Here is a 24,381-nt window from a genome sequence, read left to right as displayed (position 1 = left end):
CGGTCGCGGCTAGTTCCTCCCCTTTTGCCGCGACCGACCTCAATAAAAGACCAACAGGAGACTCCCTTATGACACTCACGCGACGCAGCTTCCTCAAGACCTCGGCCGGTGCCGCGGCCCTTGGCGCAATCGGCGTTCCAGCCATTGCCCAGTCCGACACGTTCATCGTGAACATGTTCGGGGGCCGCTGGGAAAACGACTGGCGCCAGCACGTCATGCCGAAATTCGCCGAGCAGATCGGAAAGGATTTCGACCTCGACATCGGCCTCGGCATGGCCTGGATCTCGAACTTCCGCGCAGCCGGCCCGGACAACCCGCCGTTCCCGGCCGTGATGCTGAACGAGAAATATACGGCAATGATCCGGAATGACGGGTACTTTGCCAAACTGACCCCCGAGAACGTGCCGAACCTGGCGGACGTGATCGAGCCGGCGATCCTCAAGGGCGGCACCGCCGTTACGGGCATGCTGGCCCCGCTGGTCATCGCCTATCGCACCGACATGGTCGACGAGCCGCCGAAGGGCTGGGCCGACCTCTGGGACGAGCGTTTCAAAGGCCAGCTGGGTCTGTACAAGATCACCAACTCCGCCGCGACGATGATGGCGCTCTGGGCCGGCGAGCACTTCGGCTCGGGCCGCGACGACATCGAGACCGCCGTGGCGAAATTCAAGGAACTCGCGCCTTTCCCGCAGATCGGCTACTCGGCGCAGTTGACGCCGCTGCTGTCGCAGGGCCAGATCGCCGTCGCGCCGATCGACCTTGGCGAAGTCAAGTCCATGCAGGAACAGGGTCTGCCCATCGACTACGTGGTGCCCGAAGAAGGCATGCTGGTGTTCGACCACTCGTTCTCGGTGTTCGAGAACAGCCCGGACAAACAGCTTGGTTTCGACTACGTCAACTTCGTGCTGTCGCCGGAAATCCAGCTGTGGATGGCAGAGAACTGGCTCATCGCGCCGACCAACAAGACTGTCGAACTGCCCGAAGAGCTTCAGAAGTGGCCGCTGCAGCCGGAGATTGTCAGCAAGGCGATCCGCTTCGACTGGGACGAGACGCTCGCGGTCATGCCGGCCTTGAACGACCTCTGGGAACGGACGATCTGAGCTATGGCGACGGTTGAAGTCAGGGATCTGCGCAAGCGGTATCACGATTTTCTCGCGCTCGACGGCGTGTCACTCAAGGCCGAGTCCGGCCAACTGGTGACGCTGCTCGGGCCCTCGGGATGCGGCAAGAGCACCACGCTTCGGTGCCTCGCCGGGTTCCTAGAGCCCAACGGCGGGGAAATCATGGTGGAGGGGGAGTCTATCCTCGGCGTCCCTGCCAACCGTCGCGGCTTTGGCGTGGTCTTCCAGAACTACGCCCTGTTTCCACACATGTCCGTAGCCGAGAACATCGGCTACGGACTCAAACTGCAGAAGCTGTCGAAATCCGAGATCGCGACCCGGGTTCACGACGTGATGGAGTTGGTGCGGCTGGGCGGCCTTGACGACCGCTTGCCGCGCCAGATTTCCGGCGGCCAGCAGCAGCGCGTGGCCCTGGCGCGCGCGCTGGTGCTGAAACCCAAACTGCTGCTGCTCGACGAGCCGCTGGCCAACCTCGATGCGCGGCTGCGCGACGAGGTGCGCTGGCTTATCCGGGACTTGCAGCAGCAATCCGGGATCACCGCCTTCTACGTCACCCACGACCAGTCCGAGGCCATGGCCATGTCGGACATGGTTGCGGTCATGAAGGCGGGCCGCGTGGCACAATTCGCGACCCCGCGCGAGATCTACCAGAGGCCGGTCGAGCGCTACGTCGCCGATTTCACCGGCGAGGCGAATTTCCTGACCTGCCAGTCGGTCACGCCCCAGGCGGAGGGCCGCTACGCCATCACCGCCGCGGGCACCACGCTCGAGCTGGAAGGCGTGCCGGGCATCGGCGCGGGCGCCCCGGCCGAGCTGCTGCTGCGCCCCGAGGCCCTGTCGCTGACCACGCCCGAGACGGGCACCTTCCGGGGCCGGGTTACCAAGTCTGCCTTCCTCGGTGCGGCGCTGCATTGCGAGATCACCCTGCCGGGGGACAATATCCTGAAGCTGGCGGCGGAGCCCAACACGGACGTGCGGACCGGCGACGAGGTCGGCATCGACATCGACCGCAGTCACGCCTGGCTGATGCCCGAGGTCGCGCCATGACCCTGAAGAGCCCCAGGCTGCTGCTCGCCATCCCGGCGATCGCGCTGATCTTCGTCTTCATGATCCTGCCGATCACCAACATGGTCGAGATGAGCTTTCGCACGCCGGGGACCTCTGCGCCCTTCGGCGAAGATTACACCGTGATGCACTACACCCGCATCCTGGGCGACGGCTATTACTGGTCCGTGCTTGCGCGTTCGCTTCTGACAGCAGGCGCGGTGACGGTGCTCTGCCTGATCGTCAGCTATCCCATCGCCTGGCACATGTCGAAGGCCGCCGGGCTGAAGGCGGTCTTTCTCTACGCCTGCATCGCCTCGCCGCTGATGACCGGCGTGCTGGTGCGCAACTTCGGATGGATGATCGCGGCGGCGCTCAACGGGCCGCTCAACGAGACGCTGCTGGCGCTCGGCATCCTCGAACGACCGCTGCGCCTGCTGTTCACGCAAGGACTGGTGATCCTGGCGCTGGTCCACGTCTTCGTGCCCTTCATGGTGCTGCCGATCAACAACGCGCTGCGCAACATCTCTCCGACCCTGGTCGAGGCCTCGTCCTCGATGGGGGCGAACCGCCGCGAGGTGTTCCGCGACATCATCCTGCCACTGAGCTTTCCGGGCATCTACCCGGGCATGATCCTCGTCTACGTCCTGGCCGTGGCCGCCTATGTCACCCCCGCCCTGCTGGGTGGGCAGATGGTCAGCTACATGCCGACGCTCATCATCGGCGAGTTGACCGGCACGTTCCAGTGGCCCTTCGGCTCGGCGCTCGCCATCGTGCTGTCGGTCTCCACCATCCTCGTCGTCGGGCTGTTCACGGCGCTGACCTCGCGGCTCATGGAAAGGTCCAAGGCATGAGCGAGATGACCAACACTTTCCCGCATCAGAAGCCAGTCAACATCGGCTTCGGCGTGCTCATCGTGCTGCTCTACGTCTTCCTGCTGGCGCCGCTCGTGATGATCATTGGTGCGTCCTTCACCGACGGGCTGATGATCGAATTCCCGCCGCAGGGCATTTCGCTCCGCTGGTACGTCGAGTTCTTCAACCGGCAGGACCTGGTGGACGGGCTGCTGATGTCGCTGCGCATCGGCGCGATCACGGCCGTTGTCACCATGAGCGTCGCAATGATGGCGGCCATGGCCGGACAGGTGATCTCGGGCAGGCTTTCGGGCTGGTTCCAGCTGGGCATGACCCTGCCGCTGCTGGTGCCCGAGCTGCTGACCGCCGTCGGCCTGCTGTTCTTCCTCTACAAGATCCAGATGGCCAAGACCGTGCTCGGGTTGCAGATGGGGCATATCCTGATGTCCTTCCCCTATGCCTATGTCTCGATCGCCGCCGCACTGCGGCAGGTGCCTTCCTCGCTCGAGGAAGCCTCCGCCAGTCTCGGCGCGACCGGGTGGCAGACCTTCCGGCTGGTGATCCTGCCGCTGGTGATGCCGGGGCTGGCGATGGGCGGGATCTTCGCCTTCATCAACAGCTTCGATCTCTACACCATCTCGCTGCTGCTCAAGCCACTTGGCGGCAACACCCTGCCCCTCGCGCTGTTCGACTTCCTGACCTACGAGTTCAAGCCCACCGCCGCCGCCGCCGCGACCTTGTCGATCCTGCTGTCGATCCTCGGCGTGGCACTGGTGCAGAAACTCGTCGGCCTGCAACGCGCCTTCTGACCGGCCCCGGTCAGAGGCACCAACCTGCGAAAGACTTTGCCCATGTCCGATCCGTCGGCCCCGCCCCGTATCCTCTACCAGCTTGCCAGCCCGCTTCACCGCACCGCCGGAACAGAAGCTGTCGAACGGCGCGCGGCAATGCTGCAGGGATGGACCCCGTCCGCCCGGGTCGAGATCGCCTCGCTCGGGGATGGCCCCTCTGCCATCGAAAGCGCTGCCGATGCGGCGATGGTCTTTCCGGCCCTGCGCACCGATGCCGCCGGCTGGGCCGACAATCACGACGCCGTAGTCGTCGGCTGCTTCAGCGATCCCGCCGTCGATGCGCTGACCGAGATCGCCGGTATCCCGGTGATCGGCGCGGGCGAGGCGGGCATGCTGGCCGCCGTGCAACTGGGCGAACGGTTCTCGGTGCTCTCGTCGGATCCGACCCCGCCGGGGCTGCGCCGCCGCATCCGGGGCATCGGGATAGAAGGCAGCTTTGTCTCCGAGGTGACGGTGGGCGGGTCGGTCGCCGATCTCAACCGCGATCCCGACACGCACCTGCCGGCCATCGTCGCGCAGGCGCGGGACTGCGTCGCGCAGGGCGCCGACATTCTGGTGCTGGGCTGCTTCGCGCTGTCCTTCATCCCCGGTCTGCCCGGAAAACTGGCGCAGGCGGTCGGCGTGCCAATCGTCAACCCGGTGATCGCCGGGCTCAAGGCCGCCGAGGCGGCCGTTCTCTACCGCGCAGGCCTGCCTCGCGACCCCCAGATCTCCCCAAAGACCCGGAGTACGGAATGACCCCCAAGGACACCACCGCCCCGGCCCCGGACGCCTTCCAGGGCCTCGTCGACACCGCGCGGTTCCAGCGTGCGCGGCGCATCCCGATCCCGGACTTCGCCTACCCCGAAGGTGTGAAGCTCGCGGTGAACTTCACCCTCGATTTCGACGCGATGCTGCTGCGCCGCCTGCTGAACGAACCCTGGGGCCAGAAGGCCAAGGGCGAGTTCGGCGGCCGCGTCGGTGTGTGGCGGATCATGGAGATGTTCGACGCGGAAGATGTGAAGGTCACGCTCTTCACCCCGGGCCGCATCTGCGAGCTTTACCCGCAGGTCCTGCACCACGTCGTCGCCAAGGGCCACGAGCTGGCCGATCACATGTGGGAACACGAGGTCTATGCCGATCCGCAGATCGAGGACGCGCACCTGACCCGCACCCTCGCGGCGCTGTCGCAGATCGCGGGCAAGCCCATCACCGGCACCCGCTCGAGCCACACCCCCGGGCTGCTGAGGTCGAAGGGCGTGGTCTACAACTCTTTCACCTCCGCCGATTACCTGCCGTTCTACGAACTTGACGCGCAGGGCGAGAATCCGATCCTGCAGCTGCCGTTCCACTACGCGCTCGATGACGCGATGTTCTTCAGCTTCGGCTGGCTCGACACGCCCAATCAGGCGCAGCGGGTCATGGATGTGGACGAGGTCTTCGAGATCTGGTGGGACGCCTTCCTGCAACAATACAAGACGGGCGGCTACGTGAACTTCCTGCTGCATCCCTTCGTGTCGGGCCATGCCATGCGGGTCGACATGCTGCAGCGGCTGATCCAGCGGATGAAGACCCTGCCGGGCGTCTGGTTCCCGACCTGTGACACGCTTGCGCAGCACATCCTGACGCAGCACCCCTACACGCCCGCCGCGGAGTAAGCCCATGCCCTGGAAAGACAATTACACCACATCCGACGAAATCGGCATGCGTGACGGCACCATCGCCTGGCCCGACGGGCAGCAGATGGCGCTGGGGCTGACGGTCAACCTCAACCCCGCCGCCAAGGGAACGGGCATCGGCGCCAAGGACCTGGCCTACCCGACCTGGCACTTCGGGCTGACCCAGGGGCTTGATGCCTTCCTTGCGCTCTTTGCCGAAACCGGCGTGCGCGCCACCTTCGCGACGCCCGCAGTGGTGGCCGAGGCCTATCCCGACGTGATCGAACGCATCCTGACCGCAGGGCACGAGATCGCCGCGCAGGGGCTCTTGGGCGAAGACCCGGCCACCCTCGCCCCGGGGCAGGAGGCCGAGCACATGGCCCGCGCCACCGAGGTGCTGACCCGTGCGACCGGGGCCGCGCCCAAGGGCTGGTACGCGCTCTCGCGTCCCGATGACCGCGCCGCCACCGGCTGTGCCACCGATGACACGGTCGCTCTGCTCAGGGCGCAGGGCTACGCCTACTTCGGCAACGGTCTGGCGGATGACGCGCCCTACTACTGGGTGAGCGATGCCCAAAAGGCCGGGGCCTTGCTGGCACTGCCCTACTACTACCATTTCGACGACACCTTCTTCCTGATGTTCCCGCGCGAGGGCACGGGGCTGGAACGCCCGCAGGCCCTGCTGAACAACTGGCGGGCCGAGTTCCGCGCGCAGTACCGCCGTGGGCGCTACTTCAACCTGTGCGTTTCGCCCGCGCGGTCGGGCTGGGGTCACCGCTTCGACAACCTCGCCACCGCCCTGCGCGAAGCCATGGCGCATCCGGGCGTCTGGGCCGCGACTGGTGCCGAGATCGCCGCGCATTGGCAGGCGCGCTATCCCGCCTCCGGGACGCTGAAGCTTGCGCCGAGCATCTGGCAAGACTACGCAGACAGCCTGACCTGACCCATGATGACAAGCGAAGACATCCTGAAGGAAATCATGCGCTGGGTCGAGCTCGACACGCCCACCGGCTCGGTTGCGACGATTGCGCAGCTCGTGGACCTGATCGCCTCGGAGCTGGAGCCGTTGGGCTGTGAGATCGAGCGCATTCCCGGCCGTGACGGCATGGGCGACCACCTGATCGCCCGTTTCGCCGGAGGGAACGGGCCGGGCGTGCTGGTGACCAGCCATATCGACACGGTCTGCGCCCCCGGCACCGTCGAGATCCACCGCGACGGTGACCGGCAGTACGGTCCGGGCATCGCCGACATGAAGGGCGGCGGGTATCTCGCGCTCTGCGCCATGCGAAACATCGTCGAAAGTGGCACCGCGCTGCCGGGGCCGGTTACGCTGATCTACAATTCCGACGAGGAGATCGGCTCGCCCACCTCGCACGCCATGATCCAGGCCGAGGCGCGCAAGCACGGCGCGGCGCTGATCCCCGAACCGGCGCGCGGCGACGAGGCCATCACCTTTCGCAAGGGCCGCGCCAAGTACACGCTGGAGTTCCAAGGCCGCGAAAGCCACGCCGGATCGGCCTTTGCCGACGGGCGCTCGGCGATCTTGCAAATGGCCCGAACCATCGGCGTGCTCGAGGCAATGACCGATCTGGAAACGGAAACGACGGTGAACGTCGGCCGCGTGCGCGGCGGCACAGAACCGAACGTGGTCGCGGGCCATGCCGCCTGCGACATCGACGTGCGCTTTGCAGATGATGCGCTCGGGCATGCGGTCGAGGCACGGCTGAAGGGCCTGGGATCCGACGATCCCGAAGTCAGCATCACCGTCTCTGGCGAGATCGAGAAGCCGAGCCTGGCGCGCACACCGGAGACCCTCGCCATGTTCGCCCGTGCGAGCGAGATCAACGCTGGTCTGGGTGCGCCCATGGTGGAAACACGCTCAGGCGGCGGCAGCGACGGTAATTTCACCTGCGCAGCTGGCGTGCCCACGCTCGACGGGCTCGGGGCGATCGGCAACAACTGGCATTCGCCGCAGGAGCATATCCTCGTCGCGCCGCTGGCGCGGCGCGAGGCGCTGCTGCGCGAGCTCATCCTGACCTATGCGGGCGCACGCCCGACCGGAGACAATTCATGAGACCCAGCTTCGGACAAACCCGCTCGGACATTCGGCGCAACCATGGGCTGCTCACTCCCGAGAGCCACGAATGGATCACCCAGCCCGACTGGCCGGGTGCGGAGCTTGCGGTCCTGATCAGCCCAGACATGGGCGCGAAATTTGCCATGGCGCTGGTGCGCAGCGCGCAAGGCCTGTCAGAGATCGCGCCCGCGCGCGAGGGCATCGCGCGGTTCCTCTTCGTTCTGGAGGGTAGCATCGAAACCTCGACCGGGCAGGAATTGCAACCCGAGGGCTTTGCCTTCCTGCCACCCGGCGACAGCGCGACACTGAATGCCGGCGCGGACACGCGTTTCGTGCTATTCGAATGGCGTTTTCTGTCGCGCGGCGCGCTGCCCGCCGCGGTCTTCGGATCCGTGGCCGAGATCGACAACACCCCCCTGCGCGGCGACGACTGGCTGATGGTGCAGAAGATGCTGCCCACAGATGCGGGTTTTGACGGCGAGTTCAACATCATGAACTTCCATCCCGGCGCTTCGCTTGCCTATGTCGAGACGCATTTCATGGAACATGGCCTTTTGATGCTGGACGGCGGCGGGGTCTACCGGCTGGACGACCGATGGTACCCGGTGGGCGCGGGCGACGCGATCTGGATGGGGCCGCATGTGCCACAGTGGTTCGGCGCCCTGGGCCGCACGCCCTCGCGCTATCTCATCTACAAGAACTACAACCGGTCCCCCCTGGCGGAGCGATGAGCGCCCTAGCCCCCGTAATTGGCAAAGAGCGTCTTGATCGCGGCGGCAAAGGCCACCGAAGAGGCGGTCGGCGTGCGTCCGGCCATGCGGCAGCAGGCCACCGGCGGGCTGTCGAAGGGCAGAGCCTTGAGTTCGACGAAGGCGATTTTCTCGCGGCGGATCTGCAGGAAGCGCCCAAAGACGATGCCGATGCCGATGCCGCTTTCGACCATTTGCCGCAGCAGGGTAAAGCTGTTGGTGTCCATCACCTCGCGGACGCTGACACCGCTTTGCATCAGCGCGTCCTCGAGCAGCTGGCGCATCGGGATCGACGTGTCGGGAAAGATCATCTTTTCGCCGTCGATTTCCTGGAGACGGACGCTGCGCAGCCGTGCCAGCGGATGGTCCAGCGAGGTGACCACATAGGTGCGCCGCTTGAGCGTCGCCAGTATCTCTATCTCGGGCGAGGGCGGAAAGTTGTAGCCAAGCGCGATGTCGATATCGCCGTCCTGCATCCGCGTGACGATCTCGCGGGTGTTCTCGACGATGATGGTGAACTTGAGCCCGGGGTGGTTGTAGCCCATGTCTCGCAGGATGCCGGGCAGAAGGTCCGAGGCGAGCACCTCGTTGACGCCCAGCCGCAGGTGCCCGCGCTGCAGGCCCTGAAGCTGGTGGATCTCGTCCTGTGCGATGGTCAGCTCGTTGACCACCGAAGCGCAGCGAAACAGCAGGATCTCGCCGGCCTCGGTCAGCTCGAGCCCGGCGCGGCCCCGGTCGCGACGGAACAGTTCGACGCCAAGCGCAAGTTCGAGGTTCTTGATCTGCTTGCTTACCGCCGAGGGGGCCACGTGCATCTTGTCCGCCGCCTCGCGGAACGACCCGAGCTGGGCGACTTCGATGAAATGCCTCAACCCGGGCAGGCGCCCGAGGATCTTGCTGGGTGGCATCGGGGTCTCCCGCGATCGAACAGTCAAACGTCAAGGAGCGCATCATAGATGGACCGAACCGGCATTCAACCTGACAGTGCGCTGGCGGGCGCGGTGACCGAGCTGGCCGAAGTGCTTGGTCCGAAAGGCATCTTTACGCAGGCCGGCGACCGGGCGCGCTATGCCTCGGACCAGTCCGGCCTTGTGGGCGACACACCGGTTGCCGTGCTGCGTCCGGCAAGCACCGAAGAGGTGTCGCGCGTTCTTGCGATCTGCAGCCGTCACCGCATCGGTGTGGTGCCGCAGGGCGGGCGCACCGGACTTTCGGGCGGGGCCTGCAGCCCGCAGGATGCGGTCGTTCTGTCGACCGAGCGCATGTCGGGCGTCGTCGAGGTCGACCGCGAGGCGATGACCCTCACGGCTTGGGCCGGCACCCCGCTTGAAGCGGTGCAGGAGGCGGCGCGGGCTGCCGACCTCGACTATCCGGTCGACATCGGGGCACGCGGCACGGCCACCATTGGCGGCACCATTGCGACCAACGCGGGCGGTATTCGCGTTTTGCAGCACGGCATGACGCGGCCCAACGTTCTGGGGCTCGAGGCGGTTCTGGCGGACGGGTCTGTGGTGTCCCGGCTCGGAAAGACGGTCAAGGATAACTCCGGTTTCGACCTTAAACAGCTCTTCATCGGCTCCGAGGGCACGCTTGGCGTAGTCACCAAGGCTGTACTGCAACTGCGCCGCCACGTTCCGCAAAGCGCCTTGGCGCTCTTTGCGCTGCCGGACCACGCCTCCGCGCTGGTGTGCCTCACCGCGGCGCGCCAGCGGTTCGGCTCGCGGATCAGGGCCTTCGAGGGAATGTGGCCCGATTACTGGAACTTCGTCTGCCACCAGACCGCCCTGGCAACTGCGCCGTTGGCGGGGCAGCACGGGTTCTATCTGCTGGTGGAGATCGAAGCGGCCTCGACGCAGACCGAGGAGGAGCTTGAAGCGTTCTTCGCGGACCTTTTCGAGCGAGGTGTGTTCGAGGACGGTGTGCTGGCCAAGTCCCTGGCAGAGATGCGCGCGCTTTGGTCCGTGCGCGAAGCAGTTGGAGAAGTCGATGACGACTTCGGGCACCACATCAACTTTGACATCGGCGTGTCGCCGTCGGCCCTGGGCAACTTCTGTGACGCCGCCGATTCGGTTCTTGCCGAGCTGCCCGAGGCTGTCGGAGTGTTAAAAGTGGGGCACGTCGGGGACGGCAACGTCCATCTGCTCGTGGCGCATGACGGCAGTGCCGCAGCGGAAGAGCGGATCGAGGCCGCGATCTATGGCTTGCTGCGGGATTGGCAGGGGGCGGTCACCGCGGAGCATGGGGTCGGCCGGATCAAGGCACGCTGGTTGGGCCATTGCCGCACGCCGGAGGAACTTGCGCTCATGCGCGGCCTCAAGACTCAAATGGACCCGCTTGGCATCCTCAACCCATCCGTTCTGTTTCGGGATACGGAGATCTGAAGACGAGATAGCCGCCACACATATGGCGCGACAGATGGCGTGCAGGCAGCATATCAGGTCCTCGCGACGGACTACGCCACCGCGAGGGTGGGAGGTGATCTTGTGGCCTAAGTCGGATCGAAGTAGCCGGTAAACGATTTCCTTTATCTTCCTTGAAAATGTGGGTCCGCTTTGAGGCAATGCGAAGGCTACCACATTGGCTGCTGCAACAGCACGGCCCCCACTGGCGACCCATGGGCCTTCGCAGCCGCAATGAAATCGCGCATTCGAAGCTAGCGGCGGCTTGGTCCCGCGTTCGGGACCTTCCGCCCTCGACCGGGTTCGCAAACGCAGCGAATAGTGGCTTCGGTGGAGCTGTGGTGAAGCGCTGTCGATCGCACTGGATGACCGCGTAGGGCAGTTTCTTGCAGTCAGATCGTTCGCCCAAAGGCAGGGAATACGATCAGGACTATTAGGATGGCGATCAGAAACGCAATATTGGGGTCCAAGTCTGGCATCAGGCACCTCTTTCGCGAACTCGGGAATGAGGCACATAAAATCCAGTCAAATCAAGACCGCGGCCGCAATTGAGGGTTACGTGCGCTCCCTGCGGTCGCCAAGCCGGTTTTTAACGCTGAGCCGAAGCTCAAGTTCATCCTGCTGAGAAGTAGGCCGCTGCCTCGGTTGATGTTCAATACACATCAACCGAGGCAGAAAGGCAAAGCTCTTTCGTTTTGCAGACGCTGTCCTACGCGCCTGCGCGAAGCAGTCCAAAAAATCGCAACGGCCAAGATTTCAAAATAACCATCTGAAAGACATAGGAAACGCTGTCACGCTCCGACCCGGTCACGCGAAAAACTATGCACACCGCAAAAACTACGCGCGCGCCTACACCCGCTCAGAAGTCCAGATTCTCCACTGACAGCGCGTTCTGCTGGATGAAGTCGCGGCGCGGTTCTACCACGTCGCCCATCAACTTGGTGAACAGATCGTCAGCTTCAGTCATGTCGTCGATCGTGACCTGCAGCAGCGTTCTGGCGTTCGGGTCCAGCGTGGTTTCCCACAACTGATCGGGGTTCATTTCGCCCAGTCCCTTGTACCGTTGCAGCGACAGTCCCTTTTCGCCCTCTTCCAAGATCGCCTTGAGAAGTTCGAGCGGGCCATGGATCAGCTGTCTGCGGTCCTTGCGCTCAAGCGTCGCAGGGCTTCCGTAGACGGCTTGCAGGCTCTCGGTCAGGGTGCCGGTCCGCCGCGCTTCGCCGGAGCGCAGCATCGGGCCGTCGAGTGTCCGCACCTCCTCGACGCCGCGCAGGATACGGGCGAGACGGACCCCTTTGTCCTGCGTGATCCGGCCGATCCAGCCGCGCTCATACTCGAGGGCCACAAGGTCGAGACGTGCGGCCACCTTGTCGGCCACGCCCTGCAGGTCGGAATCCACCGCACCCGGCACGAATGCCCCGGCAATGGCAGCCTGTTCGAGGATGTGTCGCGGGTAGTGCGTCGGGAAAGCGTCAAGGACACGCTTCAACTGGCGGGCTTCCTCCACCACGCGCACGAGATCCTGACCGACGATCACTTCGCCGTTGCCCTGAAAAAGCTGTGCGTTCTCGATGCCTTGCTGGATGAGGTAGTCCTCAAGCGCGGTTTGGTCCTTCAGGTAGACCTCCGACTTTCCGCGCGCGACTTTGTAAAGCGGCGGCTGCGCGATGTAGAGATACCCCCCTTCGATGAGTTCCGGCATCTGGCGATAGAAGAACGTAAGCAGAAGCGTGCGGATGTGGGCACCGTCCACGTCCGCGTCGGTCATGATGATGATCTTGTGGTAGCGCAGCTTGGAGATGTTGAATTCGTCCCGGCCGATCCCGGTTCCAAGCGCCATCACAAGGTTGCCGATTTCCTGGCTGCCGAGCATCCGGTCGAACCGGGCACGTTCCACGTTCAGGATCTTGCCGCGCAGGGGCAGGATGGCTTGCGTCCGCCGATCTCGCCCTGTCTGGGCAGAGCCGCCGGCGGAGTCACCCTCGACCAGAAAGAGTTCGGTCTTTGAGGCGTCCTTCTCCGAACAATCCTTCAGCTTGGCGGCATTGAACGAGACGTCCATCGCCGTCTTGCGGCGGGTCAGTTCCCGCGCCTTGCGGGCAGCTTCACGGGCCATGGCGGCCTCGATGATCTTGCCGGTGATCTGCTTGGCTTCGTTCGGATTCTCCTCGAACCACTCGCCCAGTTTCTCGTTCATCAGGGATTCCACCGCCGGGCGAACCTCCGACGACACCAGCTTGTCCTTGGTTTGGCTGGAGAACTTTGGATCGGGCACCTTCACGGACAGGACAGCGGTCAGCCCTTCGCGGGCGTCATCGCCGGTGAAGTTGATCTTCTCCCGCTTCGCAATTCCGCTTTCCTGCGCGTATTTCTGCAACTGACGGGTCAGCGCGCCCCGGAAGCCGGCCAAGTGCGTGCCGCCGTCGCGCTGCGGGATGTTGTTTGTAAAGGGCAGGACGTTCTCGTGGTAGCTGTCGTTCCACCACATCGCCACTTCGACACCGATGCCGTCCTTCTCGCCCTCCATGTAAATCGGGTCCGGCATGACGGCCTGCTTCGACCGGTCGAGATACTTGACGAATTCACGCACCCCGCCCTCGTAGTGCAACTCGATGTGCAGCGGTTCCGCGGGACGATCGTCATCGAGGATGATCCGCACGCCGGAGTTCAGGAACGCCAGTTCGCGCAGGCGCTTTTCCAGCGTGTGGAAATCGTAGTCGAGGTTGGAGAAGGTGTCCGTGGACGCAAGGAAACGCACCTCTGTCCCCTGCTCGCCCTCGGCATCGCCTACGACGCGCAGGTGTTCCGAGGTCTCGCCATGCTCGAACTTGGCGTAGTGTTCCTTGCCGTTGCGCCAGATGCGCAGCTCCAGCCAGACCGAAAGCGCGTTCACGACCGAGACGCCCACGCCGTGCAGACCGCCCGACACCTTGTAGGAGTTCTGATCGAACTTACCGCCCGCGTGCAGCTGGGTCATGATGACTTCGGCGGCAGAGACGCCTTCTTCGGCGTGGATATCGGTGGGAATACCGCGCCCGTTGTCGCGCACGGACACACTGGAATCCGCGTGGATCTTCACGTGAACGTAGTCCGCGTGTTTGGCCAAAGCCTCGTCGATGCCGTTGTCCACGACCTCGTAAACCATGTGGTGCAGACCCGAACCGTCATCCGTGTCGCCGATGTACATGCCGGGACGCTTGCGGACCGCTTCCAAGCCCTTGAGAACCTTGATGGAATCGGCGCCGTATTCGTATGCTTCGCTCGGCTGGTCGGACATGCCCATTTCCCTTGTTATTTTGCCCCGATTTATAGACTCCGGGGCCGGGATTGTCACGTCTCAGACACAAGATTTGGTATAAAGTTCAGGGTTTTGAAACTACGGATCCGGAGGGTCCGTCAGAGACCTCTAACGCCTGCGCCCTGTCGCCCAGTTCCGCGAAAAGTTCCGGTCCCGTCCCGGTCATCCACGCCTGCGCGCCAAGGGCGCAAATCTCGTCGAACAGGGCGGCGCGGCGGCCCGCGTCGAGATGTGCGGCGACTTCGTCCAGCAGCAGGATCGGCGGATGCCCTTCGTCCGCTGCCAGTGCCCGGGCGTTCGACAGGATGAGCGAGATCAGCAGCGCCTTTTGCTCGCCTGTTGAACAGTCCGCAGCAAGTACACCCTTCTCGGCAAAAGTGCCGATCAGGTCGGCGCGGTGGGGGCCGACCAGTGTACGCCCCGCAGCGAGGTCGCGTTTGCGGCTCTCCTCCAGCGCGATGCGCAGTTCGGCGGCGGACCCAGGCATCTCGCCGTCGCCATGCACCAGGTCGAGAGTCGCAGCCGGAAACCGCGTTTCCGCGCCGTCCTGCGCCTCTGCGATCCGGTCGAGGGCCGCCAGCCGGTTGACGTGCAGGGCGGCACCCGCCTCGGCCATCTGGCGTTCCAGAGCTGTGTACCAATGTGGGTCGCGCACCATGTCCTTCAGGAGCCGGTTACGCTCTCGCATCGCCTTTTCGTAGTCGAGCGCGGCCTGCGCGTGATCGGGAAAGAATGACAGGGCGATCCGGTCGAGGAACCGCCTCCGCCCTTCTGCCCCTTCGATCCACAGCCGATCCATCGCCGGAATCAGCCAGACGGCACGGGCGATCCGGCCGAGTGCAACCTGGCTGGCTGGCTTGTCATCTATGCGAACGGCGCGCGCGCCGCCGCCTTCCGAGGTGAATGCGATTTCGTGGGCGCCCTGCGGGCCTTCCAGCGCGCCGGTGATCTTCCAGCCCAGCGATTCCGGTCGGCGCGCCATGTCCTGCGCCGACGCGCGGCGCAGTCCCCGCCCGGGCGAGAAAAGAGAGACCGCCTCGATAAGGTTCGTCTTGCCGGAGCCGTTCGGCCCCCAAATCGCAACAGGGCGCAGGTCGACGTCGATTGCCACTCGCTTGTGCGACCGGAAATGCGACAGCGTCAGGTGCGACAGGTACACGGATGCGCCCCAGACTGCGCCACGGTGGCGATGCTCCCGGCAGAGGTCGCGAGTTCTCGGTGAAAAACCTGCGCTCTCCGGGTCACACGCGCATCGGCATAACCACGTAGACAGCGCTGGTGTCGTTGCCTTCCCGCATCAGAGTCGGGTCGCCGGACGAGTTGAACATGAATACCGCGTTCTCGCGATCCACCTGACTAGCGATCTCCAGCAGGTATTTCGCGTTAAAGCCGATCTCCAGCCGCTCGTCGCCATAGGCAACCGCCAGCTCTTCCTCTGCTGCGCCGCTGTCGGGGGCGTTGACCGACAGAACGAGCCGATCCTCGTCAAGCTGCAGCTTGACGGCGCGCGATCGCTCAGACGAGACGGTGGCCACTCGGTCGACCGCCTTGGCGAACTCGGACGCATCGACTTCCAGCTTGCGGGTGTTGCCCTGCGGAATGACACGCGTGTAGTCGGGGAACGTGCCGTCGATGACCTTCGAGGTCAGCGTGATATCGGGCGTCGCGAAACGGACCTTGGTCTCGGACACCGAAACGGCGATGTCCATATCGTCCTCATCCAGAAGCTTGCGCATTTCGCCCACGGTCTTGCGCGGCACGATGACGCCGGGCATGTCCGCCGCCCCGTCCGGCAGCGGCGCGTCGATGCGGGCCAGCCTGTGACCGTCGGTCGCCACGCAGCGCAGGGCCTGCCCGCCATCGCCGTCGGCCACGTGCATGTACACGCCGTTCAGGTAGTAACGCGTTTCCTCGGTCGAAATCGCGAACTTCGACTTGTCGAACAGGCGCCGAAGGACTTCGGCCTTGGCGGTGAAGTTCGACCCGTATTCGGACGACGCCATGACCGGGAAATCCTCTTTCGGCAGGGTCGCGAGATTGAAGTTCGAGCGGCCCGCCGAGACGGTCAGGCGACCTGTGCCCGGCTCTTCGGCGAGGACGACAAGCGCGCCGTCTGGCAGCTTGCGAACGATTTCGTGCAGGGTGACGGCGGACACTGTTGTGCCGCCTGGCTTCTCGACCTGTGCTTCGGCCTTGTCAAGCACCTCGATGTCGAGATCCGTGGCGCGGAACGTGACCGTTTCGCCTTCCGCTTCGATCAGGACGTTAGCCAGGATCGGGATCGTGTTGCGCCGCTCCACGACCGATTGCGCCTGCGCGACCGCGCGCAACAGCGTCGCCCGTTCCATGCTGATCTTCATCGCACTACACCCTCTCCGCCAGTCCGGACGCGCACGTTAGCGCGGAGCGGACCCCGCTCCAAGCCGGTTTTCGCCATTTGTCTGTTGGAATTCCGGGGTCGTCAAGGCACGCCGCCCCGAAACGGCATGCCACGGCTCCAAGTGTTGTGAGGCAGACTCAGGATGCCCCGGATCACGCTTCGAGAGCGCGGCGCAGCATCTCCACGTCTTCGTCGATCTGGCCATCCTGCTGGCGCAGTTCCTCGATCCGCCGCACGCCGTGCATCACGGTGGTGTGGTCGCGCCCGCCGAACCGCCGCCCGATCTCCGGAAGCGACCGCGACGTAAGCTGCTTGCACAGGTACATCGCCACCTGCCGCGGGCGGGCAAAGTTGCGGACCCGCTTCGGCCCGATCATGTCCGACAGACGGATGTTGTAGTGCTCGGCCACCTTGCGCTGGATCTCGTCTATGGAAATCTTCCGCTCGGAGGCGCGCAGCACGTCGGCGAGGCTATCCTGCACCAGGTCCATGTTGATCGGCTTGCCGACCAGCGAGGCGAAGGCGAACAGACGGGTCAGCGCGCCTTCAAGCACCCGCACGTTGGTCGAGATGCGATGCGCGAGGAATTCCAGAACGCCATCGTCGATCTGCAAGCCCGGGTGCATACCGCGATAAACCTCGACTTTCGACTGCAGGATGCCGAGGCGAAGCTCGTAGTCGGTCGGGTGCAAGTCGACGACCAGACCGGACTGAAGGCGGGAACGGATGCGGTTCTCCAGGTCCTTGATTTCGTCCGGGGCACGGTCGGCGGAGATGATGATCTGCTTGTTCTGATCGACCAGCGCGTTGAACGTGTGGAAGAACTCTTCCTGCGTGGAATCCTTGCCGGCGATGAACTGCACGTCGTCGACCATGAGCACGTCGACGGACCTGAACATTTCCTTGAAGTCCATCATCTTCCGTTCGCGCAGCGCCTGCACGAAACGGTACATGAACTGTTCCGCCGAGAGGTACAGCACCGTCAGCCCCGGATTGCGCTGAGACAACTCCCACGCGATGGCGTGCATCAGGTGCGTCTTGCCGAGGCCGACACCACCGTACAGGAACAGCGGGTTGAACGTCACCGGGCCGCCTTCGGCGACGCGGCGCGCGGCAGCATGCGCCAGTTCGTTCGGCTTGCCGACCACGAAGGTGTCGAAGGTGAAGCGCATGTCCAGCGGCGCGCCCGGCAGTTGCTGGTCGCGGGAAGACGTGACCGGCGCCTGTTCCGCTTCGGGAATGTTCAGCGGCTTGGCCTTTTCCTCGGCGTCTTCGCTGGAGTCGTCCAGGATTCCCGCCTGGAACGCCAACCGACGCGCCGACGGTTCCACCGTCGATATCTGTGCCAGAAGCATGTCGCCGAAGTTCTGGGAGACATACGTCCCGAAGAAGTTCGTCGGTGCCTGAAGCGTGACGATTCCGTCAGCCGTGATGCCTCGGAAACGCAAAGGTTGGATCCAGGTCTTGTAGTTGTTCTGACCGATCGTCTTGCAAATCTGCTCTTGGAGGGCGCCCCATTGTTCTTTTTTCATCCGCCAACTGTGTCCTCAGTTCCGTTCCTGCTCTCCGCCTGCCGACGGACGCGGTCACGGGCGATGAGGAACAAAACAGCCCGCTCGAAACCCGTAAGGTTCGAGGTGTGGAGCAACTGCTCCGACGATCCACGGCTTCCCGCGCCCGATGTCCCTTCGGTGCGCAGGTCCATTGACCCGGTCTGTTTCATGGACATGGCCAGGGTTTCCCCTGAACATCATCAAAGGCACGTATGTGCCCCGACAAGTTTGCCCCGCTTTCCCCAATGAATGCGTGGGCTGGCAGCCTTGTCCCCCCATTGCGACGTGACTCGCCCGGTGAAATTACCAACCTTCGTCAGTTTCCGGCAACCGATCTTGTAGCTTGACTCGGTGAATCCCGAAAAAGAATCTGGCGTTCGTGCAACACCTTGAAAACGCAAAAAAGCGCCCCAAAAAAGGGCGCTTTTCGTAAACATGTCATTGGATCTTAAGGCGTTTCAGGCGCCGACCGCCTTCACGCGCGCCGCAAGGCGCGACATTTTGCGAGAAGCGGTGTTCTTGTGGAACACGCCCTTGGTTACGCCGCGCATCAGTTCCGGCTGAGCCACTTTGAGAGCTTCCTGAGCCGCGGCCTGATCGCCGGATGCGATCGCTTCTTCGACCTTGCGGATGAAGGTCCGGATGCGCGAGCGACGTGCCTTGTTGACAGCGAAACGCTTTTCAGACTGACGCGCGCGCTTCTTGGACTGGGGTGTGTTTGCCATGATGATCGGTCCTGTTCGTAGTATCGGTTCGAGTTTTCTGTGACGACGCAATGCCTCTCCAGACCCGAACGGATTGCGGGACCGATTCTTGCCTGAGCGGGCATCACGCGCATGTATGACGGGCGCCTATACAGCAGGCGCCCGGTTTCGGCAAGCATCACGTTCAGACGCATGCCGGAATCGGTGCGATCCGACGTGGCCCCGGGTCAGCGGTCCCGGAACTGGGCCGAGCGCTTCTCCATGAATGCGCCCATGCCTTCCTTCTGGTCCTCTGTGTTGAACAACGCATGGAACGCGCGCCGTTCGAACAAAAGACCCTGCGACAGTGTCGTTTCGTAAGAGATGTTGACCGCTTCCTTGCAGGCGATGGTCGAGATCATCGACTTCTCTGCGATTTTCTCTGCCGCCGCGCGGGCCTCTTCCATCAGCTGCTTTGCCGGGACAACACGGCTGACCAGTCCGGAACGCTCTGCTTCTTCCGCGTCCATGAACCGGCCGGTCAGCGCCATGTCCATGGCCTTCGACTTGCCGACAAAACGCGTCAGGCGCTGCGTTCCGCCAAGGCCGGGAATGACGCCCAGGTTGATCTCCGGCTGGCCGAACTTTGCGTTGTCCGCCGCGATGATGAAGTCGCACATCATCGCCAGCTCGCAACCGCCACCCAGCGCATATCCGGCGACAGCGGCGATGATCGGCTTGCGGGTGCGTCCGATTGTGCCGCCTTCCGTGCCGAAAAAATCCGACATGAACATGTCGACATAGCTTTTGTCGGACATTTCCTTGATGTCGGCACCGGCGGCAAAGGCCTTCTGCGAACCGGTGATGATGATGCAGCGCACCTTGTCATTGCCGTCAGCCTCTTTCAGCGCCTGGCAAACCTCTCCCAACAGCTCGGAGTTGAGCGCGTTCAGGGCGTCCGGTCGATTGAGTCTGATGGTGGCGACGTGGTCTTCTACTTCGACGATGATCGTCTCATAGGCCATGAGAATAGGGCTCCGTCCGGTTCCGTCAGAGGCCAAGCCTTAACACTTCGGCGAAGACGATCAAGCTTATCTTTGGCACTTCGGGCAGAAGAAAGACGACCGTCCCGACTGCACGATGCGGTGGATCGTGCCGGTGCAGCCGGGCGCCTTGCACGGCGCCCCCTCACGCCCGTACACGTCGAAGCTGTGCTGGAAATATCCAAGTTCTCCATCGGCTTGGCGAAAATCTCGGAGCGACGAGCCGCCCGCCGCAATAGCATCTTCAAGCACGTCGCGGACGATCGGAACCAGCGTCGAAATCCGTGCTGCAGAGATGCGGACACAACGTCGCGCCGGATGGATGCCGCTGCGGAACAGAGCCTCGCAGACATAGATGTTGCCCAGCCCAGCGACTATCTTCTGGTCGAGAAGCGCGGATTTGATCGGCGTGTTGCGCCCCTTGAGTCGCTCGACAAGGTGGGATTCGGTGAACGCATTTCCCAACGGTTCCGGCCCGATCCTGGCCAGCAGCGGGTGCGCATCGACAGCCCGGGTGGACATCAGGTCCATGGCCCCGAAACGGCGCGGATCGTTGAAGGTGACGCGGGCGCCGTTGTCCATGTCGAACACGACGTGGTCGTGTTTCTCGGGCATCGGGTGATCATGGACGAACTGGCCCAGGGGATCGCCGGACACCAGCATCCGACCCGACATGCCTAGATGGATCAGCAGAGTTTCGTCCGTCGAAAGGTCCGCGAGGATATACTTCGACCGCCGCCTTAGCTGCAGGACATGCGCACCCGTCAACCGCTGGGCCATCCTTTCGGGGAAAGGCCAACGAAGGTCCGGCCGGTTGACTTGCGCGTGAGCGATGACCTGTCCTTCCATGACAGGGGCCAAACCGCGGCGCACGGTTTCTACTTCGGGCAGTTCGGGCATTGCGCATCTCCGCGGAGGTGAAGCCGACATGTAGTCAGCGGCCGGCCTCCCGTAAAGCGCATGCGCTGGCCTGTGCGACGACCCGGCGCCTTGATCGTGACCACCTCGACGCATACTTCCCTCGCGTTGGCGGTACTTCAATTCCGGCGACCCCATGCAACGCGCCGCATTGCAGAGCGATGCCCACGCCCTATAAGTCTCTGCCACACGAAAGGACGCCTCGCATGAACGAAAATAGCGGAAAAACCACCCATTTCGGCTTCTCTGAAGTGCCCGAGGACGAGAAGGCAGGGCGTGTCCAGGGGGTTTTCCGTTCTGTCGCGTCCAAATATGATGTCATGAACGACGCCATGTCTTTCGGCATACACCGCGTCTGGAAAGATGCGATGATGGACTGGCTTGCGCCGCGCCGCGGTACGAAACTGCTGGACGTGGCGGGGGGCACTGGCGACATTTCCTTCCGTTACCTGAAACGTGCGGGTGGCGGGCACGCGACGGTGCTCGACCTGACGGAACCTATGCTGGTCGAAGGACGCAAGCGTGCAGAGGCCGCGTCGCTGGGCGAGCAACTCGACTGGGTGGTTGGCGATGCGATGAAGCTGCCGTTCCCGGACAACAGTTTCGACGTCTACACTATCTCCTTCGGCATCCGGAACGTCACCCGACCGCAGGAGGCCCTCAACGAGGCTTACCGTGTACTTCGCCCGGGCGGTCGCCTGATGGTCCTGGAGTTTTCGCAGATTCCCAACGAGCTGATGCAATGGGCGTATGACCTCTACTCGTTCCACATCATCCCACGCATGGGACAGGTGATTGCCGGAGACCGCGACTCCTACCAGTACCTCGTCGAATCCATACGGAAATTCCCCGACCAGGAAACCTTCCTCGGGATGGTACGGACGGCAGGCTTCGGCAACGCCAAGTACCGGAACCTCACCATGGGCGTGGCCAGCCTGCATTCGGGTTGGAAACTTTGAGGGGGCCCCACAATATCTGGCGTCTGATCCAGACGGGTGCGACGCTTGAACGGACCGGCGCGATGCGCGTGGTGCTGGATGCCTTCGAAGCGCCCGCGCCGCTGCGCGTGGCCGCCCGCGTTGTCGGCTGGCCGTTCAAATGGCTGGGCGACGAAGGCGATCCGTCGATGCCGCCCGCCGTGCGCGCGCTGAGCGCGCTTGGCCCCGCCTACATCAAGTTCGGCCAGATTCTTTCCACGCGACCGGATGTGGTCGGCGCGGAAATGGCCACGCAATTGCGCGTCCTTCAGGACAAGTTGCCGCCGTTCTCCGTCGAAGCGGCCGAAGAACAGATCCTCGCAGAGATCGGGCTGCCAGTGGACGAGCTGTTTTCCGAATTCAGCGCGCCGGTCGCCGCGGCCTCCATTGCGCAGGTGCACAAGGCCACGTTGCGGGAGACCGGCGAAAGCGTCGCCGTCAAGGTTCTGCGCCCCGGCATCGAACGCGCGTTCCGCCGTGACATCGACGCGTTCTATTTTGCGGCTTGGGTGATCGAGACCCTGTCACCGTCGTCCCGTCGTCTGCGACCCCGCGACGTCATTGCGCATTTCGAAGGCGTGGTGATGGGTGAACTCGATCTGCGCCTTGAATCCGCCGCGGCAAGCGAGTTTGCGGCCAACACGGTGAACGACGCCGGTTTCCAACTGCCGCAGGTCAATTGGATGTTGTCGGGTCGCCGGGTCATGACGATGAGCTGGGCGGAAGGCGTGCCCCTTGGCGACAACGCCGCGATCGATGCCATGGGCCACGACCGCGTCGCACTTTCCCGGCGGGTGCTTGAACTTTTCCTGAACCACGCGCTTCGCGACGGCTTCTTTCACGCCGACATGCACCAGGGCAACCTGAAGGTCGCCCCGAACGGGGATATCATCGCCTACGATTTCGGCATCATGGGGCATATCGACGAATACACGCGCCGGGTCTACGCCGAGATTCTCTTCGGTTTCATCCGGCGCGACTACAAACGCGTCGCCGAAGTGCATTTCGAAGCGGGGTACGTCCCTGCAGACCGTGACATCGACGAATTTGCCCGCGCGCTTCGCGCTGTCGGAGAGCCGATCTTCGGCATGGACGCGACCCGCATCTCCATGGGGAAACTGCTGGCCTACCTGTTCGAGGTAACCGAACGCTTCGGTATGGAGACTAGGACAGAACTGATCCTGCTGCAGCGCACCATGGTGGTTGTGGAGGGTGTCGCCCGGTCGCTCGATCCGCACATGAATATCTGGCGCGTCGCCCATCCGGTTGTCGAGGACTACATAAAAAAGTCCATTGGCCCGCGTGCGGCTGCGTCGGACCTGATGAAGACGGCGGCGGTGATGGCCCGGTTCGGCCCGCGGCTTCCCAAGCTGGTCGAGGCAGCCCTGATCCGACAGTCCCAGCCGGAACCGGAACCGCAGCGCAATCCATGGCCCGCTCGGGTGTTCTGGGCCTCAGGCGGCGCCGCGGTTTCTGCCGCCGTCATCCTGCTTGCCCCATTCTTCGGGTAGGTCATTTTGGTAGATTTTCAAAAGAAAAACGGCGGCACATGTGCCGCCGTTCTCCTATTCTTGATTATATCGACCTGATCGTCGACGCGGTCCGTTAATTGGTGCCGGTCGAGGAGTCGTCGTTGGAACCCGCAGTGATCGCGATGGTCGCGGCAACACCGCCGATGATGAACAGCGGCGTCAGTGCGGAAACCTGCGAGGATGCGAACGGGTCAGCCTGTTGGGCAGAAGCCGGCGCGCTGAAGGAAGCTGCGAGGGCCACGACCGCCGCGATGGTAGAGATCTTTTTCATGACTATGCTCCAGTCTCAGAATGATGGACGCGGTACGCCCTACTCAAGGCAACGTAGCGTTTTCGATGCTGCCTATCAAATGGCAAATTCTGCAGGTGCGCGGAACGGCACCTTGCCGCCTGCAAAATTCACCGGTTTGCGCAATCAGTGTGGCACGTTTGCATGTTTTTTCCGCGCATGCAAAATGCTGATCGCACCAGGACACGCATACACGTTGAAGATGCACTGCCCAGTTTGTGTCCTGACCACGACTCTCCCGTCTCCACACCCGTTTTTCGAATCAGTTTCATCCCGCCGTGCGTCATGGCCGCGCCTGCCGCAGTCCGCCGATCTCTTCCGACGTCGCCTCTGACCCGTCCGCGAAGCGCAGCAGGACCGTCCCGTTGTCGTTCCGCACTTCGTCAATGCGGCTGTAGACACGTGCCATGGTAGATCCGTCAAACCGCTTGTCGATATAGCTCTCGACATCGAAACGGTAGACGCCCACCGGCAGCGCGTTGCCTTCGCTGTCATGCCCACCCCAGACCACGGCATCCTCGCCGACGTCGATATCAAAGCGCTGAACCTCTTCTCCCGCAGCATCGCGCACCACGAGGACAGCACGGTCCGCGTCTTCAGAAAAGTCGGGGCGGATCGTCACCGGTGCAACCCCGTCGAACATGGCAGGCGCCCGCACCAACCCTTCCATACCAATCCAGCGGCCGAACTCATTTAACGAATTTCCCCCAAGGGTTGCGCTGATGTTGCGGAGCAGTTCATTCGTCTGCACTTGCTGTTCAACCGACGAGAACGTTGCCAGCTGCGTCGCATACTCTGTCGAGTCCACGGGGTTCAATGGATCCTGGTTCTGGACCTGTACGGTCAACATCTTGAGGAAAGTCTCAAAGTCGGAACTCAGGACGGCGCGGGTATTCTGCTCGGCGGATTGCTTCTGGGCAGACTGGCCCGATTGGTTGCCATAAAGCGGCGCTGGATCAGAGACTGTAACCATGTT

Annotated in this window: 22 protein-coding genes; 12 read left to right on the top strand and 10 right to left on the bottom strand. The window is 63.4% G+C overall.

Annotation, left to right across the window (positions count from 1 at the left end; genetic code table 11):
• Nucleotides 1-68 precede the first annotated feature (68 nt).
• Genes ABFK29_RS01855 through allE form a run of 9 tightly spaced genes read left to right on the top strand, consistent with a single transcriptional unit; the run spans nucleotide 69 to nucleotide 8,315 of the window.
• Nucleotides 69-1,100 carry an ABC transporter substrate-binding protein gene (locus ABFK29_RS01855; RefSeq protein ID WP_005858611.1) on the top strand — a complete coding sequence of 344 codons (1,032 nt, stop codon included), beginning with the start codon at nucleotides 69-71 and terminating at the stop codon, nucleotides 1,098-1,100.
• 3 nt (nucleotides 1,101-1,103) lie between these two features.
• Entirely contained in the window at nucleotides 1,104-2,168 is a 1,065-nt protein-coding gene (locus ABFK29_RS01850; RefSeq protein WP_005858609.1) for an ABC transporter ATP-binding protein, read from the top strand.
• Nucleotides 2,165-3,019, top strand: coding sequence for an ABC transporter permease (locus ABFK29_RS01845; protein WP_005858607.1), 855 nt, complete (start codon nucleotides 2,165-2,167; stop codon nucleotides 3,017-3,019). Before ABFK29_RS01850 ends, ABFK29_RS01845 begins: the two co-directional genes overlap by 4 nt.
• Nucleotides 3,016-3,828, top strand: coding sequence for an ABC transporter permease (locus ABFK29_RS01840; RefSeq protein WP_005858605.1), 813 nt, complete (start codon nucleotides 3,016-3,018; stop codon nucleotides 3,826-3,828). The genes ABFK29_RS01845 and ABFK29_RS01840 overlap by 4 nt, the downstream gene beginning before the upstream one ends.
• 42 nt (nucleotides 3,829-3,870) lie before the next feature.
• Nucleotides 3,871-4,608 (top strand): aspartate/glutamate racemase family protein, encoded by a 738-nt coding sequence (locus ABFK29_RS01835; protein WP_005858604.1) that lies wholly within the window; start codon nucleotides 3,871-3,873, stop codon nucleotides 4,606-4,608.
• Nucleotides 4,605-5,507, top strand: a complete 903-nt coding sequence (locus ABFK29_RS01830) for a polysaccharide deacetylase family protein (RefSeq protein WP_005858602.1) — start codon at nucleotides 4,605-4,607, stop codon at nucleotides 5,505-5,507. Before ABFK29_RS01835 ends, ABFK29_RS01830 begins: the two co-directional genes overlap by 4 nt.
• A gap of 4 nt (nucleotides 5,508-5,511) precedes the next feature.
• The gene (locus ABFK29_RS01825; protein ID WP_005858601.1) at nucleotides 5,512-6,450 is read left to right on the top strand and encodes a polysaccharide deacetylase family protein; all 939 of its coding nucleotides are present in this window, start codon (nucleotides 5,512-5,514) and stop codon (nucleotides 6,448-6,450) included.
• A 3-nt stretch (nucleotides 6,451-6,453) separates the two neighbouring features.
• Nucleotides 6,454-7,581: a M20 family metallopeptidase gene (locus tag ABFK29_RS01820; protein ID WP_005858600.1), complete on the top strand. Its 1,128-nt coding sequence runs from the start codon at nucleotides 6,454-6,456 to the stop codon at nucleotides 7,579-7,581.
• Nucleotides 7,578-8,315, top strand: coding sequence for a (S)-ureidoglycine aminohydrolase (allE, locus tag ABFK29_RS01815; protein ID WP_005858598.1), 738 nt, complete (start codon nucleotides 7,578-7,580; stop codon nucleotides 8,313-8,315). Before ABFK29_RS01820 ends, allE begins: the two co-directional genes overlap by 4 nt.
• A gap of 5 nt (nucleotides 8,316-8,320) precedes the next feature.
• Here the strand turns inward: allE and ABFK29_RS01810 are convergent, their stop codons facing one another.
• A complete protein-coding gene (locus ABFK29_RS01810) occupies nucleotides 8,321-9,241 on the bottom strand; it encodes a LysR family transcriptional regulator (protein ID WP_005858596.1) in 921 nt (306 codons plus the stop codon).
• A 48-nt stretch (nucleotides 9,242-9,289) separates the two neighbouring features.
• Between ABFK29_RS01810 and ABFK29_RS01805 the strand changes: the two genes are divergently transcribed.
• Nucleotides 9,290-10,714: an FAD-binding oxidoreductase gene (locus ABFK29_RS01805; protein WP_005858594.1), complete on the top strand. Its 1,425-nt coding sequence runs from the start codon at nucleotides 9,290-9,292 to the stop codon at nucleotides 10,712-10,714.
• 877 nt (nucleotides 10,715-11,591) lie between these two features.
• Here the strand turns inward: ABFK29_RS01805 and gyrB are convergent.
• From gyrB to mutM, 7 genes are all read right to left on the bottom strand, one after another.
• Nucleotides 11,592-14,009 carry a DNA topoisomerase (ATP-hydrolyzing) subunit B gene (gene gyrB / locus ABFK29_RS01800; protein ID WP_040604493.1) on the bottom strand — a complete coding sequence of 806 codons (2,418 nt, stop codon included), beginning with the start codon at nucleotides 14,007-14,009 and terminating at the stop codon, nucleotides 11,592-11,594.
• Between the two features lie 85 nt (nucleotides 14,010-14,094).
• Nucleotides 14,095-15,189 carry a DNA replication/repair protein RecF gene (gene recF / locus ABFK29_RS01795; RefSeq protein ID WP_005858588.1) on the bottom strand — a complete coding sequence of 365 codons (1,095 nt, stop codon included), beginning with the start codon at nucleotides 15,187-15,189 and terminating at the stop codon, nucleotides 14,095-14,097.
• 82 nt (nucleotides 15,190-15,271) lie between these two features.
• Nucleotides 15,272-16,390 carry a DNA polymerase III subunit beta gene (dnaN, locus tag ABFK29_RS01790; RefSeq protein ID WP_005858586.1) on the bottom strand — a complete coding sequence of 373 codons (1,119 nt, stop codon included), beginning with the start codon at nucleotides 16,388-16,390 and terminating at the stop codon, nucleotides 15,272-15,274.
• 172 nt (nucleotides 16,391-16,562) lie between these two features.
• A complete protein-coding gene (gene dnaA / locus ABFK29_RS01785) occupies nucleotides 16,563-17,942 on the bottom strand; it encodes a chromosomal replication initiator protein DnaA (RefSeq protein WP_005858584.1) in 1,380 nt (459 codons plus the stop codon).
• Between the two features lie 479 nt (nucleotides 17,943-18,421).
• Nucleotides 18,422-18,688, bottom strand: coding sequence for a 30S ribosomal protein S20 (rpsT, locus tag ABFK29_RS01780; RefSeq protein WP_005858580.1), 267 nt, complete (start codon nucleotides 18,686-18,688; stop codon nucleotides 18,422-18,424).
• Between the two features lie 206 nt (nucleotides 18,689-18,894).
• A complete protein-coding gene (locus ABFK29_RS01775; RefSeq protein WP_005858578.1) occupies nucleotides 18,895-19,671 on the bottom strand; it encodes an enoyl-CoA hydratase in 777 nt (258 codons plus the stop codon).
• A gap of 66 nt (nucleotides 19,672-19,737) precedes the next feature.
• On the bottom strand, nucleotides 19,738-20,589 hold the full coding sequence (mutM, locus tag ABFK29_RS01770; protein WP_005858576.1) for a bifunctional DNA-formamidopyrimidine glycosylase/DNA-(apurinic or apyrimidinic site) lyase: 852 nt from the start codon (nucleotides 20,587-20,589) through the stop codon (nucleotides 19,738-19,740).
• Nucleotides 20,590-20,813: 224 nt separating this feature from the next.
• On the opposite strand from mutM, the gene ubiE reads away from it, so the two are divergent.
• Nucleotides 20,814-21,566, top strand: a complete 753-nt coding sequence (ubiE, locus tag ABFK29_RS01765) for a bifunctional demethylmenaquinone methyltransferase/2-methoxy-6-polyprenyl-1,4-benzoquinol methylase UbiE (RefSeq protein ID WP_005858574.1) — start codon at nucleotides 20,814-20,816, stop codon at nucleotides 21,564-21,566.
• Nucleotides 21,563-23,095 (top strand): 2-polyprenylphenol 6-hydroxylase, encoded by a 1,533-nt coding sequence (gene ubiB, locus ABFK29_RS01760; RefSeq protein WP_040604533.1) that lies wholly within the window; start codon nucleotides 21,563-21,565, stop codon nucleotides 23,093-23,095. The genes ubiE and ubiB overlap by 4 nt, the downstream gene beginning before the upstream one ends.
• A 94-nt stretch (nucleotides 23,096-23,189) precedes the next feature.
• Here the strand turns inward: ubiB and ABFK29_RS01755 are convergent, their stop codons facing one another.
• Nucleotides 23,190-23,387 carry a hypothetical protein gene (locus tag ABFK29_RS01755; RefSeq protein WP_005858570.1) on the bottom strand — a complete coding sequence of 66 codons (198 nt, stop codon included), beginning with the start codon at nucleotides 23,385-23,387 and terminating at the stop codon, nucleotides 23,190-23,192.
• Nucleotides 23,388-23,688: 301 nt separating this feature from the next.
• Complete coding sequence (locus ABFK29_RS01750) at nucleotides 23,689-24,378, bottom strand: flagellar hook capping FlgD N-terminal domain-containing protein (protein WP_040604492.1); 690 nt, start codon at nucleotides 24,376-24,378, stop codon at nucleotides 23,689-23,691.
• Nucleotides 24,379-24,381: the final 3 nt, after the last annotated feature.

This window comes from Sagittula stellata E-37, assembly GCF_039724765.1.
In the GTDB taxonomy this organism is placed as follows: Bacteria; Pseudomonadota; Alphaproteobacteria; order Rhodobacterales; family Rhodobacteraceae; genus Sagittula; species Sagittula stellata.
This window is presented reverse-complemented; position numbering and strand designations above follow the sequence as displayed.